At 43.4% G+C, this 13,669-nt stretch carries 15 protein-coding genes; 5 read left to right on the plus strand and 10 right to left on the minus strand.

Annotated features, from left to right (window positions below; all coding sequences use genetic code 11):
• Positions 1 to 14: 14 nt before the first annotated feature.
• Complete coding sequence (locus FO440_RS01845; RefSeq protein WP_144246523.1) at positions 15 to 635, plus strand: ABC transporter ATP-binding protein; 621 nt, start codon at positions 15 to 17, stop codon at positions 633 to 635.
• Entirely contained in the window at positions 632 to 1,762 is a 1,131-nt protein-coding gene (locus FO440_RS01850) for a glycosyltransferase (RefSeq protein WP_144246524.1), read from the plus strand. The genes FO440_RS01845 and FO440_RS01850 overlap by 4 nt, the downstream gene beginning before the upstream one ends.
• Position 1,763: 1 nt before the next feature.
• On the opposite strand, the gene FO440_RS01855 is transcribed toward FO440_RS01850, so the two are convergent.
• Complete coding sequence (locus FO440_RS01855) at positions 1,764 to 2,249, minus strand: hypothetical protein (RefSeq protein WP_144246525.1); 486 nt, start codon at positions 2,247 to 2,249, stop codon at positions 1,764 to 1,766.
• Positions 2,250 to 2,636: 387 nt separating this feature from the next.
• Here FO440_RS01855 and FO440_RS01860 point away from each other — a divergent pair, with 387 nt between their 5' ends.
• Positions 2,637 to 3,680 (plus strand): NAD(P)-dependent alcohol dehydrogenase, encoded by a 1,044-nt coding sequence (locus FO440_RS01860; protein WP_144246526.1) that lies wholly within the window; start codon positions 2,637 to 2,639, stop codon positions 3,678 to 3,680.
• Between the two features lie 157 nt (positions 3,681 to 3,837).
• Positions 3,838 to 4,401 (plus strand): elongation factor P, encoded by a 564-nt coding sequence (gene efp / locus FO440_RS01865; protein WP_144246527.1) that lies wholly within the window; start codon positions 3,838 to 3,840, stop codon positions 4,399 to 4,401.
• Positions 4,402 to 4,551: 150 nt separating this feature from the next.
• On the opposite strand, the gene FO440_RS01870 is transcribed toward efp, so the two are convergent.
• From FO440_RS01870 to FO440_RS01880, 3 genes are all read right to left on the minus strand, one after another.
• The gene (locus tag FO440_RS01870) at positions 4,552 to 4,884 is read right to left on the minus strand and encodes an MGMT family protein (RefSeq protein WP_144246528.1); all 333 of its coding nucleotides are present in this window, start codon (positions 4,882 to 4,884) and stop codon (positions 4,552 to 4,554) included.
• Between the two features lie 7 nt (positions 4,885 to 4,891).
• Complete coding sequence (trmB, locus tag FO440_RS01875; RefSeq protein WP_144246529.1) at positions 4,892 to 5,542, minus strand: tRNA (guanosine(46)-N7)-methyltransferase TrmB; 651 nt, start codon at positions 5,540 to 5,542, stop codon at positions 4,892 to 4,894.
• A 92-nt stretch (positions 5,543 to 5,634) separates the two neighbouring features.
• The gene (locus FO440_RS01880) at positions 5,635 to 6,444 is read right to left on the minus strand and encodes an SDR family oxidoreductase (protein ID WP_144246530.1); all 810 of its coding nucleotides are present in this window, start codon (positions 6,442 to 6,444) and stop codon (positions 5,635 to 5,637) included.
• 502 nt (positions 6,445 to 6,946) lie between these two features.
• Between FO440_RS01880 and ahcY the strand changes: the two genes are divergently transcribed.
• Positions 6,947 to 8,263, plus strand: a complete 1,317-nt coding sequence (gene ahcY / locus FO440_RS01885; protein WP_144246531.1) for an adenosylhomocysteinase — start codon at positions 6,947 to 6,949, stop codon at positions 8,261 to 8,263.
• Between the two features lie 88 nt (positions 8,264 to 8,351).
• Here ahcY and FO440_RS01890 read toward each other — a convergent pair whose 3' ends face one another.
• The 6 genes from FO440_RS01890 to FO440_RS01915 form a co-directional block, all read right to left on the minus strand.
• Positions 8,352 to 9,131 (minus strand): helix-turn-helix domain-containing protein, encoded by a 780-nt coding sequence (locus FO440_RS01890; protein WP_144246532.1) that lies wholly within the window; start codon positions 9,129 to 9,131, stop codon positions 8,352 to 8,354.
• An 8-nt stretch (positions 9,132 to 9,139) separates the two neighbouring features.
• Entirely contained in the window at positions 9,140 to 10,177 is a 1,038-nt protein-coding gene (locus tag FO440_RS01895; protein ID WP_144246533.1) for an SDR family oxidoreductase, read from the minus strand.
• Positions 10,178 to 10,278: 101 nt separating this feature from the next.
• Positions 10,279 to 10,869 carry a hypothetical protein gene (locus tag FO440_RS01900; RefSeq protein ID WP_144246534.1) on the minus strand — a complete coding sequence of 197 codons (591 nt, stop codon included), beginning with the start codon at positions 10,867 to 10,869 and terminating at the stop codon, positions 10,279 to 10,281.
• A 130-nt stretch (positions 10,870 to 10,999) separates the two neighbouring features.
• Entirely contained in the window at positions 11,000 to 11,617 is a 618-nt protein-coding gene (locus tag FO440_RS01905; protein ID WP_144246535.1) for a hypothetical protein, read from the minus strand.
• Positions 11,618 to 11,633: 16 nt separating this feature from the next.
• Positions 11,634 to 12,506 (minus strand): glutamate--tRNA ligase family protein, encoded by an 873-nt coding sequence (locus FO440_RS01910; RefSeq protein ID WP_144246536.1) that lies wholly within the window; start codon positions 12,504 to 12,506, stop codon positions 11,634 to 11,636.
• A gap of 86 nt (positions 12,507 to 12,592) precedes the next feature.
• Complete coding sequence (locus FO440_RS01915; protein ID WP_144246537.1) at positions 12,593 to 13,642, minus strand: collagen-like protein; 1,050 nt, start codon at positions 13,640 to 13,642, stop codon at positions 12,593 to 12,595.
• Between the last annotated feature and the right edge of the window lie 27 nt (positions 13,643 to 13,669).

Below are 13,669 nucleotides of genomic sequence, written 5' to 3' on the forward strand. Positions count from 1 at the left end.
CACCATTGAACAAAATGCAAATCACCCTTGAAAACATCGGACGTCGCTTCAACCGCGACTGGATCTTCAGGGGGATTGATTATACCTTTAAATTTGGCGAAACCTATGCCATATTAGGATCTAACGGTTCGGGCAAGTCGACTTTGCTGGCAGTTTTAAATGGCAGCCTGTCGTCATCATCCGGCACGCTTACTTATTCAATTGACGATAAGCCTGTGCATGTCGAGCAGGTATTTCAATACCTAAGCCTTGCTGCCCCTTACCTGGAAGTGATCGAAGATTTTACGCTGAGTGAAATGATCGACTTCCATTTTAAATTTAAAACCTACAAACCGGGGATAGACAAAGCAGCGCTTATAGAACTGTTGAATTTACCCGGCAACCAGAATAAACTGATCCGTTATTTTTCGTCGGGCATGAAACAGCGCCTTAAACTGGCACTTGCTTTTTGTGCCGATACCCCCATCCTGATGCTTGACGAACCAACCTCAAATCTGGACAGCCAGGGTGTCGACTGGTATTTAAGTCTTGTAGAGCAATTTGCTAAAGACCGCTTAACCATTATCTGCTCAAACCAGGAGCATGAATATAGCTTTTCCCAGCATAGGCTAAGCATTGCTGATTATAAGTCATGATGCTACTTGTTTACGCCATTATAATAAGTGTAATATGGATTGGGGTAATAATCTACCTTAGCGTCGGTCTAAGCAGTATAAAACAACTTAAAAATCAGCCTTTAGCTAACAACCAGCCACCGCTAGCCATTGTTGTAGCGGTACGCAATGAGGAAGAAGACCTGGAAAAGGCCCTGCAAAGCCTTTGCAATATCAACTATACCAACCATCGGCTTATTGTTGTAAATGACAGGTCGACCGACCGTACTGCCGAGATCTTAGCAAGATTTGATCATCCTAAACTCACCATTATTACTATTGATACCTTGCCCGATGGATGGTTAGGTAAAAACAATGCGCTGTATCAGGGATATAAAAACAGCACCGAAGAATGGATTCTTTTTACAGATGCCGATGTTGAGTTTCACCCGGATGCCATTAGCCGGGCATTCGGCTTTGTAGAAGAACGCAACCTTGACCACCTGAGTATCATGTTTGATGCACGGTCACGCTCAATGCTGTTAAATAGTGTGCTGCCTACGGTCATGATGATGTTGATGATGGTTATACGCCCGTGGAATGCAAAAAGGCCCCGCCGAAGCGGCACAATAGGTGTTGGCGCTTTTAACCTCATTAAACGTGCAGCTTATGAGCAGGCAGGCACGCATGTAAAGATCAGGCTACGGCCGGACGATGACCTTAAACTGGGCCATAATATAAAACGCGCCGGCCTGCGCCAGGATGCTTTAAAAGGTAAAGATTATATCTGTTTAGAGTGGTATAAAAGCTTGGGGCAATTTGTAAACGGGCTGATGAAAAACAGCTTTTCAGTGGGCAATTATAACGTATTCAGGTCTATAGCTGATATTTTAGCCACGCTATTCCTCGTGGCATTGCCACTGCCTTTGATGTTTATTTTTGGAGATACCAATATCCGGCTAATGGCTGTATTGATATTGGTTATTCAAATTGGCTTTATGGGTATAATAACAACCAATAAGTGGTGGTGTGCGCTGATGATAAGCTTCTCGGGTTTTTTAATGGCTTATATTGTCGCCAGGTCAACATTTATTACACTAAAACAAGGCGGCATTTACTGGCGCGATAGCTTTTACTCGCTGGCGATGTTGAAAGGCGAAAAGGAATAAATCACCGCGGATACATTGTATTGTCGGCTAAAGCAGCAATTTTATATACCCCTTCTTCTTTTACCATCCCGACATCAAAAATTGCTTTCAACTCTTTGACCTTACCAACACTTATCGGTGCAAGGTAAGAAACAATATAATGACCCGTTTCAGTGTGGTCCTTTATAACATTTATAGTCTTTGCGCGCAAGCTGTCAGTATACAGATCACTCACGATGAAATCATGTTCTACATCCTCGCCTTTTAAATTACTGATACGCAAATCATTGTAAAGCTTTTTAGTACAATACTTTTTCCGCACCAAATCTAACTTTGCCTGTAAAAGCATAAAATTCATTTTCTTAAAGTTGGTATAAAAGGTTTTATTATAAATGGTATAAAACTCTTTCAGCCTTTGTATAGCTTGATTATCTGCGGGGGTGTTTTGCGCGCTCGAGCTAAGCGTAACAGTTAATAGTAAAATGAGGACAAGCAGTATTTTTTTCATGTGATAAAGGTTGATGAATTAAAAGTAGGCTTTGTAAGCTAACAATAAAAGGAATAATAAAAATCTAATAGGTTTTGGCGGCGCTATTTTGTCAGTTTTTGGATACCCCAAAAATGACTTATAGGTCAGAAAAAGTGTACCAAACTGTACCATGAGATCGATTTGACAAAATCAAATATCTGATTGACAATAATTTACAAAACAAGGTGTACCAAAGTGTATCATTGGGACACACTCAATGTGGTACAGGCGAAATGGGCATCCGCCCCACAGATTCGGCGTCCCCGAGACACAAATATTGCACAAATGAGACAATAGCAATTAAGTAAAACAATACTTAAACTATTACCTTTAATCATTCAGTAAACTCACCAAAAACTACTATTTATGATACCAGTAAAAGGATACGCGGCGCAGTCGCCAACCACAGATCTTGCCCCATGGGATTTTGAAAGACGCGAAGTTGGCCCGCACGACGTACAATTTGACATTCTATTTTGCGGCGTTTGCCACTCAGACCTTCACCAGATCAAAAACGACTGGTTTGAAGGGATATTCCCCATGGTGCCGGGCCATGAAATTGTTGGCCGCGTAGTAAAAGTTGGCGACCACGTAAAGAAATTCAAAGTCGGTGACCTGGCAGGTACCGGTTGCCTGGTAGACTCATGCCGAGTTTGCGATAACTGCAAGCAGGACCTGGAACAATATTGCTTAAACGGCGGCTCGTTCACCTACAACGGCGTTGAGCAGGACAAAAAGACACCTACTTACGGCGGTTACTCAAACAGCATTGTAGTACACGAAGACTTTGTGCTACACGTGTCAGATAAATTAAATCTTGCTGCTGCTGCACCGTTGTTATGCGCGGGTATCACCACATGGTCGCCGTTGCGCCACTGGAAAGTAGGCAAAGGCCATAAACTGGCTGTGTTAGGTTTAGGCGGCCTGGGCCACATGGGCGTTAAGTTTGGCGTTGCCCTTGGCGCGGAAGTTACCGTATTAAGTACCTCGCCCAAAAAAGAAGCTGATGCTAAAAAGTTAGGCGCGCACCATTTTGTGGTAACGTCTGATCCGGCACAAATTGAAGCAGCCAAAGGTTCATTCGACTTCATCCTTGATACCGTCTCGGCCCCGCACGACTTCAATATGTACCTTAGCCTGCTAAAAACAGACGGCACCCACATTTGCGTAGGTGTTCCTGCTGACCCGGCAAGCATAGCTGCATTCAGCATCATAGCTGGCCGCAAAAGCCTTGCAGGTTCAAGCATTGGCGGCATAGCCGAAACTCAGGAAATGTTGGATTTTTGTGCAGAACATAACATTGTATCTGATATCGAACTGATAGACATCAAAGACATCCACGCTTCATACGACCGTATGGAAAAAGGCGACGTACGTTATCGCTTTGTGATTGATATGGCTACATTGTAAGGCTGACAGATAAAAGGTAAAAGGCGAAAGGTAAAAGGTTTCGGCATACGGATTTGTATCCGGTCAAAACCTTTTACCTTTCGCCTTTTACCTTTAAACCTTAGCTCTTGCAACTTTGCCTTTAAGTGCCTAAGTTTGCGCCTTCAATAATATTACTATGTCTAAAGCATCTGAAGTAAAAAATGGTAACATACTGCGCTTTAATGGCGAACTGTTACAGGTAGAGGAATTTTTACACCGTACACCGGGAAATTTGCGTGCCTTTTACCAGGCCCGTATGCGTAACGTAAAAACCGGCAAGCTGGTTGAATACCGTTTCCGCACAGACGAGGATGTAACCATTGCCCGTGTTGAAACCAATGATTATCAGTACTTGTATGAAGATGGCGAGTCATTAGTGATCATGGATAACACCACTTACGATCAGCATAATGTGCCTAAAGCATTATTTGGCCCGGCCGTAAAGTTTTTAAAAGAAGGCATGAATGTTATTGTAGCATTTGAAAGCGAAGAACCTATTATGGGCCAGATCCCCGGATCAGCCGAATTAGAGATCACTTATACCGAGCCTGCCGTTAAAGGCGACACCTCAAGCGGCGCGCTTAAAAAGGCCACCGTTGAAACCGGTGCAGAGATCAACGTTCCGTTATTTATCAATATTGGCGACAAGGTAAAGGTTGATACCGCCAACGGCGCTTATGTAGAGCGTGTTAAAGGATAATCCCCCCTATTCCTTAAGTGGGAGTTTTTAACGTATTACTATAAAACAAGAAAGCCTCTGATCAGAGGCTTTCTTGTTTTATATAGCTAATTATCACGAGACAGACATCGGCAATTACCGCTATTGTTCCCCCTTCAGGGGTTTAGGGGGCTACAGAGCCAACTCAATCGCCGGGTCCCAAAACACGGTTTTAAAATCCTGTACCTGGTCATCTTTGACTTTTACGCCCTCGGCTTCAAGCAAGCGCTGCATGGTATCGCCGCCAAAATGAAACTTGGCTGTCAATAATCCCTGCCTGTTAACTACCCGGTGTGCAGGTACCGGCGGCTGCGCCGAACCACAAGCCTGCATGGCATAACCTACCATTCTTGATGAGCCCTTAGTGCCCAGATAACTGGCTATAGCGCCGTAAGATGTCACCCGTCCTGCAGGGATTTGCCGGGCCACATCATATACGTTATCATAAAAATTATAATCAGGCATAGTCCGTTTATTGAAATGAGAACTTTAGATAGTTGATGTTTTTATTATCCTTCAGATACTTCTTTTCGTAATAAGTTTTGATAGATAAGACTTCATCGGCATATTCCGACTTATACAAGTCGGCCGTGTTGATGTGTTCTTTCAAATTTAGCTCTTTTATTTTTTCGGCAGTGTACGCGTAAAAACCATCATTGTCTGTTTTAAGGTTAACGCAGCCACCCGGCTTTAAAACTTCGGTATACATATTTAAAAACCGTGGCGATGTTAACCGTTTTTTCTCGCGGCTTAACTGCGGCTGCGGATCCGGAAAGGTAATCCAGATCTCATCGATCTCGCCCGGTGCGAAGAACTCAGTAAGGGTTTCTATCTGCATCCTGATGAAGGCTACATTAGATACACCATCTTCTAAAGCGGTTTTTGCACCACGCCATATACGGTTACCTTTATAATCTATCCCGATGAAATTCTTATCGGGGAACATTACCGCAAGGTTAACCGTATATTCGCCCTTACCGCAAGCCAGCTCTAAAACTACCTGTTTATCATTCTTAAAAAATGTTTTGCTCCATTGGCCTTTATACGGCTTCCCTGCATCAAGTTGTAAAACGTTGCTGAAAGTTTCTATTTCGGCAAAGCGTCTTAATTTGTCTTTTCCCATACCCCTCTAAATCTCCCCAAAGGGGAGACTTGAAATTAAAATTTAGATATAATGTTATTAAAGCCTCCCCTTCGGGGAGGTTGGTGGCGACTTTATTTTATCCCGTAATGATCTGCCATCAAACCTTCAAATACACCACCCGGTAATACCTTTTTTAAAGTAACCGCAATGGTTTGGCCTATTGCCCCTACCAGGTATTGATGCGCCGGGCTGCTTTTTTCAACTATTTTAACCAGTTGCTTACCAATAGCCATCGGATCGGCACCGGCGTTTTCATCTTTTTCAATACTGGTTACCGCAATCTCATAGTTGGCCTTTAGTGTGGCATTGTCAACAGTAAAAGGTATTTTTTCTCGGCTGCCGGTAAACTCTGTTTTAAAATCGCCGGGATTAATGGTTGTTATTTTTATACCCGTCTTGCGCAGTTCCATACGCAAGCTTTCAGAATAACCCTCAACCGCGTATTTAGATGCTACGTACATACTCTGATAAGGCAAGCCAAACAATCCGGCTAATGAGCTTATGTTTACCACTATACCGCTGTTATTTTTTAGCATCTCTGGTATTACTGTGCTGCACATACGCACTACTCCAAAAAAGTTAACTTCAAACTGTTGCTTAGCTTTATCAACAGGCATAGCATAAGCCGGGCCGGCAATACCATTACCGGCGTTATTTACCAATACGTCAATTTTGCCTTCGGCTTTTATAATTTTTGCTACAGCTGCTTTGGCAGATGCATCGTCGGTTACATCAAGTTCAATTAAATTAAAAGGTGCATTTACCTTTTTTGCAAGGTTACGCGTGGTACCGTAAACAGTATGTCCGGCTTCGTGCAAAGCAGTGGCGCTGGCCAGCCCTATGCCCGATGAAGCGCCTGTTACCAAAATTACTTTTTTCATTTGTTATTAAAATAATTAAATGCTGAAGGTTAATGTGAACCCAAATATAAATAAAGCCATGACAATGACAGGATTTTATTAGAGAATGTTAATCGATCCACACCGGCATATTTATTTTTACCGGTAGTAAAATAAGCCCTTTTCCGGCATGGTTGCCATTACCGGTAGTAATTTTTGCCATTTTTCAGGTATCCGATGTTTTGCCGGTAGTAATTTGGGGCGTTTTCCGGGCATTGTGGTTTATATCGGTAGTAGAAATTTAATTCAAACACCTATCTATCAATTACTTAAAAATAATTCAAAGAAATCTAAGTTGATTTTTACTGATTTTAACGCATCCAAAATTACAGTACTTGTCCGGTAGTGCTAAACGGCTGTCGCTACAATATACGAAAAAATTCAGGATGATGCGCTGACAGTGATTATCTGCGTATCAATAGTTAACAATTTCACTTTGACCGGCGAATGTGTTATTTTTGCATCTCAAAAAAAACAAAACGCTATGTCATCAGTAGAGACCGCTTACATTAAGTACAAAGTGAAAGACATTTCTTTAGCCGAATGGGGCCGTAAAGAAATACAACTTGCCGAAGCAGAAATGCCGGGCCTAATGGCTTTACGCCACGAGTTCGGATCTTCAAAACCATTAAAAGGCGCGCGCATTGCAGGCTGCCTGCACATGACCATCCAAACCGCTGTGTTAATTGAAACACTGGTTGAATTGGGTGCCGAAGTTACCTGGTCATCATGTAACATTTTTTCAACCCAGGATCACGCCGCCGCCGCTATTGCTGCTGCAGGTATCTCTGTTTATGCCTGGAAAGGTTTAAATGAGGCTGATTTTGATTGGTGCATTGAACAAACCTTGTTCTTTGGCGAAGACCGCAAACCGCTAAACATGATCCTTGATGATGGCGGCGATTTGACCAATATGGTATTTGACCGTTATCCTGAATTAGTTGCAGGCATTAAAGGTTTATCAGAAGAAACTACAACCGGCGTACACCGCTTATATGAGCGTGTTAAAGCTGGCACATTGCCAATCCCGGCTATCAACATTAACGACTCTGTAACCAAGTCAAAATTTGATAACAAATACGGCTGCCGCGAATCATTGGTTGACGCTATCCGCCGCGCTACCGACGTAATGATGGCCGGTAAAGTGGGTGTTGTTTGTGGTTACGGCGATGTTGGTAAAGGATCTGCAGATTCATTACGCAACGCGGGCGTACGTGTTATTGTAACTGAAATTGACCCTATCTGCGCTTTACAGGCAGCTATGGAAGGTTTTGAAGTTAAAAAATTAAGCACCGCTATTGCCGAGGCTGACATTGTGGTTACCGCTACCGGTAACATGAACATTGTTCGCGAAAGCCACTTCCGCGCTTTAAAAGACAAAGCCATAGTTTGTAACATTGGCCACTTTGATAACGAGATCGACATGGCCTGGTTAAACAGCGCTTATGGCAATACCAAGATCGAAATTAAACCACAAGTTGATAAATATACTATCGACGGCAGCGACGTTATCGTATTAGCCGAAGGCCGTTTGGTAAACTTAGGTTGCGCTACAGGCCACCCAAGCTTTGTAATGAGCAACAGCTTTACCAACCAAACTTTAGCACAATTAGAGCTTTGGACAAACGCCGGTGCTTACGAGAACCTGGTTTATACTTTACCAAAACACTTAGACGAAAAAGTTGCCCGTTTACACCTTGCTAAAATTGGTGTTGAGCTGGAAGAACTTGACCAGGACCAGGCTGATTACATCGGCGTACCGGTTGCAGGTCCGTTTAAACCGGAGTATTACCGTTACTAAGCATAAAGCTTAAAGGCAAAAGCTAAAAGCTATTAAAAAAGGGCTTGATTTTAGGATCAGGCCCTTTTTTGTTATGTTAAGTTTATAACTATCCGCGGTTTGTTGGGTTATAACCAAAATGCTTTTTGAAAGCGAAAGAGAAATGCGATAGGTCCTCAAAACCCGTATCAAGATAAACTTCCGATGGCTTTCTTTTTTGTTCAAGGATTTGATAGTGGGCCAGTTCGAGGCGCTTTTGTGTTAACCACCTACCCGGTGTAATTTTAAAAGCGTTTTTAAAATCTTTTTTAAAGGTGGTTAAGCTTCTGCCTGTCAGGTATCCAAATTTTTCAAGCGGAAGATTGAACATATAGTTCCGTTCCATAAAATGCACCAGGTCTAACTTTCCGGGGGCTTCAAAGTGTGCCAGCAGTCCATCCGTAGCAGGATCAATGGTTCGCAGCACGCGGATAGCTTCTTCAACTTTAAACGCGGCAATATCCGCCGGCAGCGCATCGGCCAAATCAAAATAAGGCTGTAACGAGTTAAACAAACTTTGAAGTAAAGGATGGTCCTGGTAAACTACCGGCTCACGCCTAAGCGGTATCGAGGGTTTGATATCGTTATAATATCGTTTTAACCTATCTTGATTAAAAAGTATAGAAACTGCTACACAAGGCACACCGTTCAAAGGTAACTTACTCATTCGGCCAAGTTGGTCGCGCGGAAACAGGATAGTATCACCTGCGAAAAAACGGAAACTGCGATCTGCAGCAGCAATTCTCACCTCGCCCGAGATAACGCGCACCAGGGCAGGTTGCTGCAACGTTAACTCGCGGCTGTAATGAGCCTCTTTTTTACAGGATACAAATACCTCGGCAATTTCCATAATGCAATTTACAATAAATTCAAGCTGATCAGGCTTTCGGCAGTGGCCAATATAGCTTCTTCTGTAGTATGCGGCGACCAGCCCAACAACGCTATCGCCTTGGCGCTGGTTGTGTTCATGATAACATCAAGCAGCGGGATCATACTTTTAATCTTTGGATCTTTTAGCGCAGCCATCCTTAACAATGTGTTAGATAGTTGTTTCACCTTAACCTTTGCAGCAGCCTCGCCCAGGTTTTGTTTTAAAATCCTGGCTACTTCAACTAACCATATACTTTCCCCTGCGGTGGCAATAAAACGTTGCCCATTGGCAGCCGGGTTGGTCATGGCACGTAAGTGCAGGTCGGCCACATCGCGTACATCTACAAAGCATGAATTGATCTTTGGGCATCCCGGCATCTGTCCTGTCAGTAAATTTTTAATAATATCTATAGAGTGCGAATAGTCTGATCCTAAAACCGGCCCCATTACCCCTGTAGGGTTTACAGCAGCCAGTTCCAGCCCGTTGCCTTCTTGTTCTATAAATTCCCAGGCCGCTCTTTCTGCCAGTGTTTTAGACTTCTGATAGGCAGGCGCAGTTGTGGTATCTGTCCACGTTGTTTCGTCATAAGGTGCGGTTTGGTTAGGATGCCCGTAAACAATTGCGCCAATGGCCGATGTTAATACCACACGTTTAACGCCGGCATCCCTGGCGGCGCGCAGTACACGCAACACCCCGTCGACGGCAGGAATGATCATTTCATCTTCGTGTTTAAAATTCAACTTAGGTGTTGGCGAAGCTACGTGAATCACATAAGCACAACCACTTACCGCTTCAGCCCAATTTTCATCGCTTGATAGGTCTGCTTTGATAAATGTTAAACGGTCGCCAGCATCAACACCACCTGTTTTTAACATTTCCCTTACTTTCGCTTCGCGGTCTAAAGAGCGTAATGTTGCTCTTACCTGGTAACCCTCATTTAAAAGTTGCAGTATGCAACGCATGGCGATAAAGCCGGAGCCACCGGTAACAGCCACTAATTTTTCGCTATTTGAATTTGTGTTCATATTTATATTTTTTTGATGAACCAAAATTCGCGCTAAAAGAGGCTTGCCGTTTTGTTTAGAAGGCGCAATGTGCTTTGTTTAAAAGTCGCGATAAGTAGATTTTATACGTTAGCCCGGAAAGGATGATCAAGCATTGGGGATTTATTTAATTTACGTCCAACACATATCGCTACAATAGTAAGCATACCAATAAGCACTATTTGGGTAACAATAATTATTAATGGCATTTTCTGAGCAACAACAGCCATATTAGCTATTGGCGGCGCAGAGGTGGGGATATTCTTCTGGATAAGGTCGCCTGCTTCGTTTGGCAGGTTTTGGGCTAACCCTGCTAAACTTTTGCTCATTTGCTGCATGCCGGTAATGAGCATGCTTATGGCATTAAACATATAGTTTAACGCAAACAAAACTAAAATGGCAAGGAAACTACTAACCATGCTGATATAGTTTTGCAATTGTCTTTTAAAACCCTGTATTGCTTCTTTTATAAAGTAAACCAACGCCAGTAACACCAAAAATGTTGGTATAAATGCGCCTTGTCCCTCTATCTGAATTCCGGTTTCGTTAAAGCTTAAATTTAAAGTAGGCAGAAAAACATGTATGGGTTTTATGAAAAAAATTACAGCGATAAAATTGATCAAATAAGCGCCAATGATCCAGGCAGCTTCGGTGAAGACAGTTTTAAATTTCATTATCCGGGTTTCGGTTGATGTAGCTAAAATAATAAAACTATCAGTTAAGCATGAAAGGATAGTCATACTATTTTTAAAGACTTGAGAAATAAGAGTCAAGAATAAAGATTGAAAGGGCTTGATCTTAGGATCAGGGGCTTTTTTTTCGTCCAACCCAAAGGTCACCAATTCGTTTGATATAGAAATCACCAAATTCGTCAGATTGCTTTTTCACGTAACCATCTGCAATAATCTCCTCTTTTGTAAAATCAGCACAATCAAAATCATCTTCAAAATAGACCAAATCTTCATCCGCCAAATACCATTCAAACTCATTGTTATTAATACTAAGGCCAAATTTTTTATCGGGAAATGATTTATTTATAAGTGATTTTACAAATCGAGTTTTTAATTCAATTTGTTTATCTAATCGGTAACATATTATTTCAGACCACATATAAGATGGGTCATATAGCCATACTTGTAGATCATACGGTTGACCAAGCTCTTTGAAAACCATATCCCAATTGTAGGCTGCAGATACTAATTTATTCAAAATGAGTTTGTAAAACCACAGGGGTGGTTGCCTTTTGTCGAGTTTATAGAACGGATAAAGTGTACACCTTTCATAAGTGTAATCGCCTGGCTGATTAAAATTCCCTAAGTAAGGATTCATAATACTCTCGCCCCAGTAATTTATTTGTTTTATACGCCGTTTCCATCCTCGTATTTTATTACGATTTCTATTGTAAGGCATTTTTACTTTCATATAACATCGTGTATTCTTATATCAAATTAATAAAGCTCTCAAAGCTTTGCAACTCAATCTCAGCACCCCACATCTTCCCAATCTCCCCATAAACATCTTCCGCAGTCTTCCCCTGATCACGCAGATATTTAACAGATGTTGCCCCGGCAGATTTGGAAAGCTTTTTATCGCCGGCTTCCATTAATAACGGATGGTGGTGAAAAGTGATATTTTGAAAGCTACTCTCGCCTAAAACATCAGCCAGGTAATGCTGCGCGATGGTTGAGGGGTAAAGATCTGCGCCGCGTACGATAAGGTCGACACCAAAATGGGTGTCGTCTATTAAAGATGTTAATTGGTAAGCCGGGTAGCCATCTTTCTTTTTCACCACAAAATCTTTCATTTCGGCAGGTAGCTGGGTTTTTAATAAACCATCTTTAAGGGTTTTAATGATCACTTCCCGCTCATCGATATAAAGCCGCCATGCAGTATCAGGCGTGTCTAAAGGTATGGACCGGTTACGGCAGTTACCCGGGTAAGTATTGCCCTGTAATTGTGAGCGCGAGCAACGGCAGGCAAAAACGTCGCGCTGGTCTTCTAATTGTTGCAGCGCTTCGTGATACAGGTCCATGCGGCGCAATTGCGACCAGTTGGTTTTATAATCTTCCAAATCACGCGGGCCTTCATCCCAAGGGATGTCCAGGAAATTGAGCATATCGAAAATATCCTGTACGTAATCATCATTTACCCGCGCTTGGTCAAGGTCATCTATCCGCAGTAAAATTTTTGCACCGGTTTTGCGGGCAAGCGCGGCGGTTAATGCAAATGACAATACATTACCCAAATGTAAATAGCCGCTTGGGGTTGGGGCTATCCTTGTTTTAGCAAAATGTGTTGTGGTATTGAGCATCTGCATCAAAATAAGCTAAATCAGCTTAAATAAAAAAGGGTCCCGAAAAATCAGGACCCTTATTAACATATCTGGATTGTTGTTTTTTAATTGATACCGGCCGCTTTAGCCACCTGGCTATAATCATTTACATTAAGGCCGGGGTTGTGCAGTTTTAAATTAGTTAATGCAGTACCGGGGATTACAACTATCCTAATATCAAGCCCTGTTGACGCGAAGTTTGATTTCAGATCAACATAACCTACCCCATACGATTGTAAGGTAAGCGTATTACCGGCTTCGCTATAAGGTAGCGGATTCCATGAGGTAGTAGCGCCGGTGTTTCTAAAGTATGCTAAAACAATACCCTTGTCAACAATATCCTGGGTAATTGCAGGCACTAAGAAACGCGTGTTTCCCACCAATACAACGCTTTGGTTTTTAAATACATAACTGCTGATATCGGCATTACCGCTTGCGCCTGTCGCTCCGGTTGCACCAGCAGCACCTGTAGCCCCGGTCGCTCCCGTTGCACCTGTAGCTCCGTTAGCACCGTTACTGCCATTGGCCCCTGCTGCTCCGGTAGCTCCTGTCGCGCCTTTTGCGCCGGTGGCACCAGTCGCTCCGTTAGCCCCATTGCTGCCGTTTGCACCCGCAGCGCCCGTCGCTCCGGTAGCACCTGTTGCGCCTTTTGCACCTGCTGCTCCGTTGGCACCATTACTGCCATTGGCCCCTGCCGCGCCGGTTGCTCCCGTAGCGCCAGTTGCGCCTTTTGCACCTGCTGCACCATTGGCACCATTACTGCCGTTTGCACCCGCCGCGCCGGTAGCGCCTGTGGCTCCTGTTGCACCGGTAACACCTGCCGCGCCATTAGCGCCGTTGGCTCCTACTGCACCAGTTGCTCCCGTGGCACCTGTTGCGCCGGTAGCTCCCGTTGCGCCTACCGGACCACCTGCAGGCCCTGTCGCGCCCGTAGCACCTGTTGCACCCGCCACACCCTGTGGACCGCCTGCACCGGTAGCACCGGTACTGCCGGCAGCCCCGGTATTGCCGGTTGCACCGGTTTCGCCTTTAGGCCCCGGTGTGGTTGATTTTTTACACGCATTAAGACTAATGACGCTTAGGCATAAAATAGGTAGTAAATATTTAATCTTCATAAATATGGGTTTATATGGTTTATAGTA

This window comes from Mucilaginibacter corticis (assembly GCF_007558865.1).
GTDB lineage: Bacteria > Bacteroidota > Bacteroidia > Sphingobacteriales > Sphingobacteriaceae > Mucilaginibacter > Mucilaginibacter corticis.

Bases quoted from the DNA above. Each gene is read 5' to 3' on its own strand.
- FO440_RS01845 (WP_144246523.1), top strand. From the start codon at position 15: ATGCAAATCACCCTTGAAAACATCGGACGTCGCTTCAACCGCGACTGG.
- FO440_RS01850 (WP_144246524.1), top strand. From the start codon at position 632: ATGATGCTACTTGTTTACGCCATTATAATAAGTGTAATATGGATTGGG.
- FO440_RS01855 (WP_144246525.1), bottom strand. From the start codon at position 2,249: ATGAAAAAAATACTGCTTGTCCTCATTTTACTATTAACTGTTACGCTT.
- FO440_RS01860 (WP_144246526.1), top strand. From the start codon at position 2,637: ATGATACCAGTAAAAGGATACGCGGCGCAGTCGCCAACCACAGATCTT.
- efp (WP_144246527.1), top strand. From the start codon at position 3,838: ATGTCTAAAGCATCTGAAGTAAAAAATGGTAACATACTGCGCTTTAAT.
- FO440_RS01870 (WP_144246528.1), bottom strand. From the start codon at position 4,884: ATGCCTGATTATAATTTTTATGATAACGTATATGATGTGGCCCGGCAA.
- trmB (WP_144246529.1), bottom strand. From the start codon at position 5,542: ATGGGAAAAGACAAATTAAGACGCTTTGCCGAAATAGAAACTTTCAGC.
- FO440_RS01880 (WP_144246530.1), bottom strand. From the start codon at position 6,444: ATGAAAAAAGTAATTTTGGTAACAGGCGCTTCATCGGGCATAGGGCTG.
- ahcY (WP_144246531.1), top strand. From the start codon at position 6,947: ATGTCATCAGTAGAGACCGCTTACATTAAGTACAAAGTGAAAGACATT.
- FO440_RS01890 (WP_144246532.1), bottom strand. From the start codon at position 9,131: ATGGAAATTGCCGAGGTATTTGTATCCTGTAAAAAAGAGGCTCATTAC.
- FO440_RS01895 (WP_144246533.1), bottom strand. From the start codon at position 10,177: ATGAACACAAATTCAAATAGCGAAAAATTAGTGGCTGTTACCGGTGGC.
- FO440_RS01900 (WP_144246534.1), bottom strand. From the start codon at position 10,869: ATGAAATTTAAAACTGTCTTCACCGAAGCTGCCTGGATCATTGGCGCT.
- FO440_RS01905 (WP_144246535.1), bottom strand. From the start codon at position 11,617: ATGAAAGTAAAAATGCCTTACAATAGAAATCGTAATAAAATACGAGGA.
- FO440_RS01910 (WP_144246536.1), bottom strand. From the start codon at position 12,506: ATGCTCAATACCACAACACATTTTGCTAAAACAAGGATAGCCCCAACC.
- FO440_RS01915 (WP_144246537.1), bottom strand. From the start codon at position 13,642: ATGAAGATTAAATATTTACTACCTATTTTATGCCTAAGCGTCATTAGT.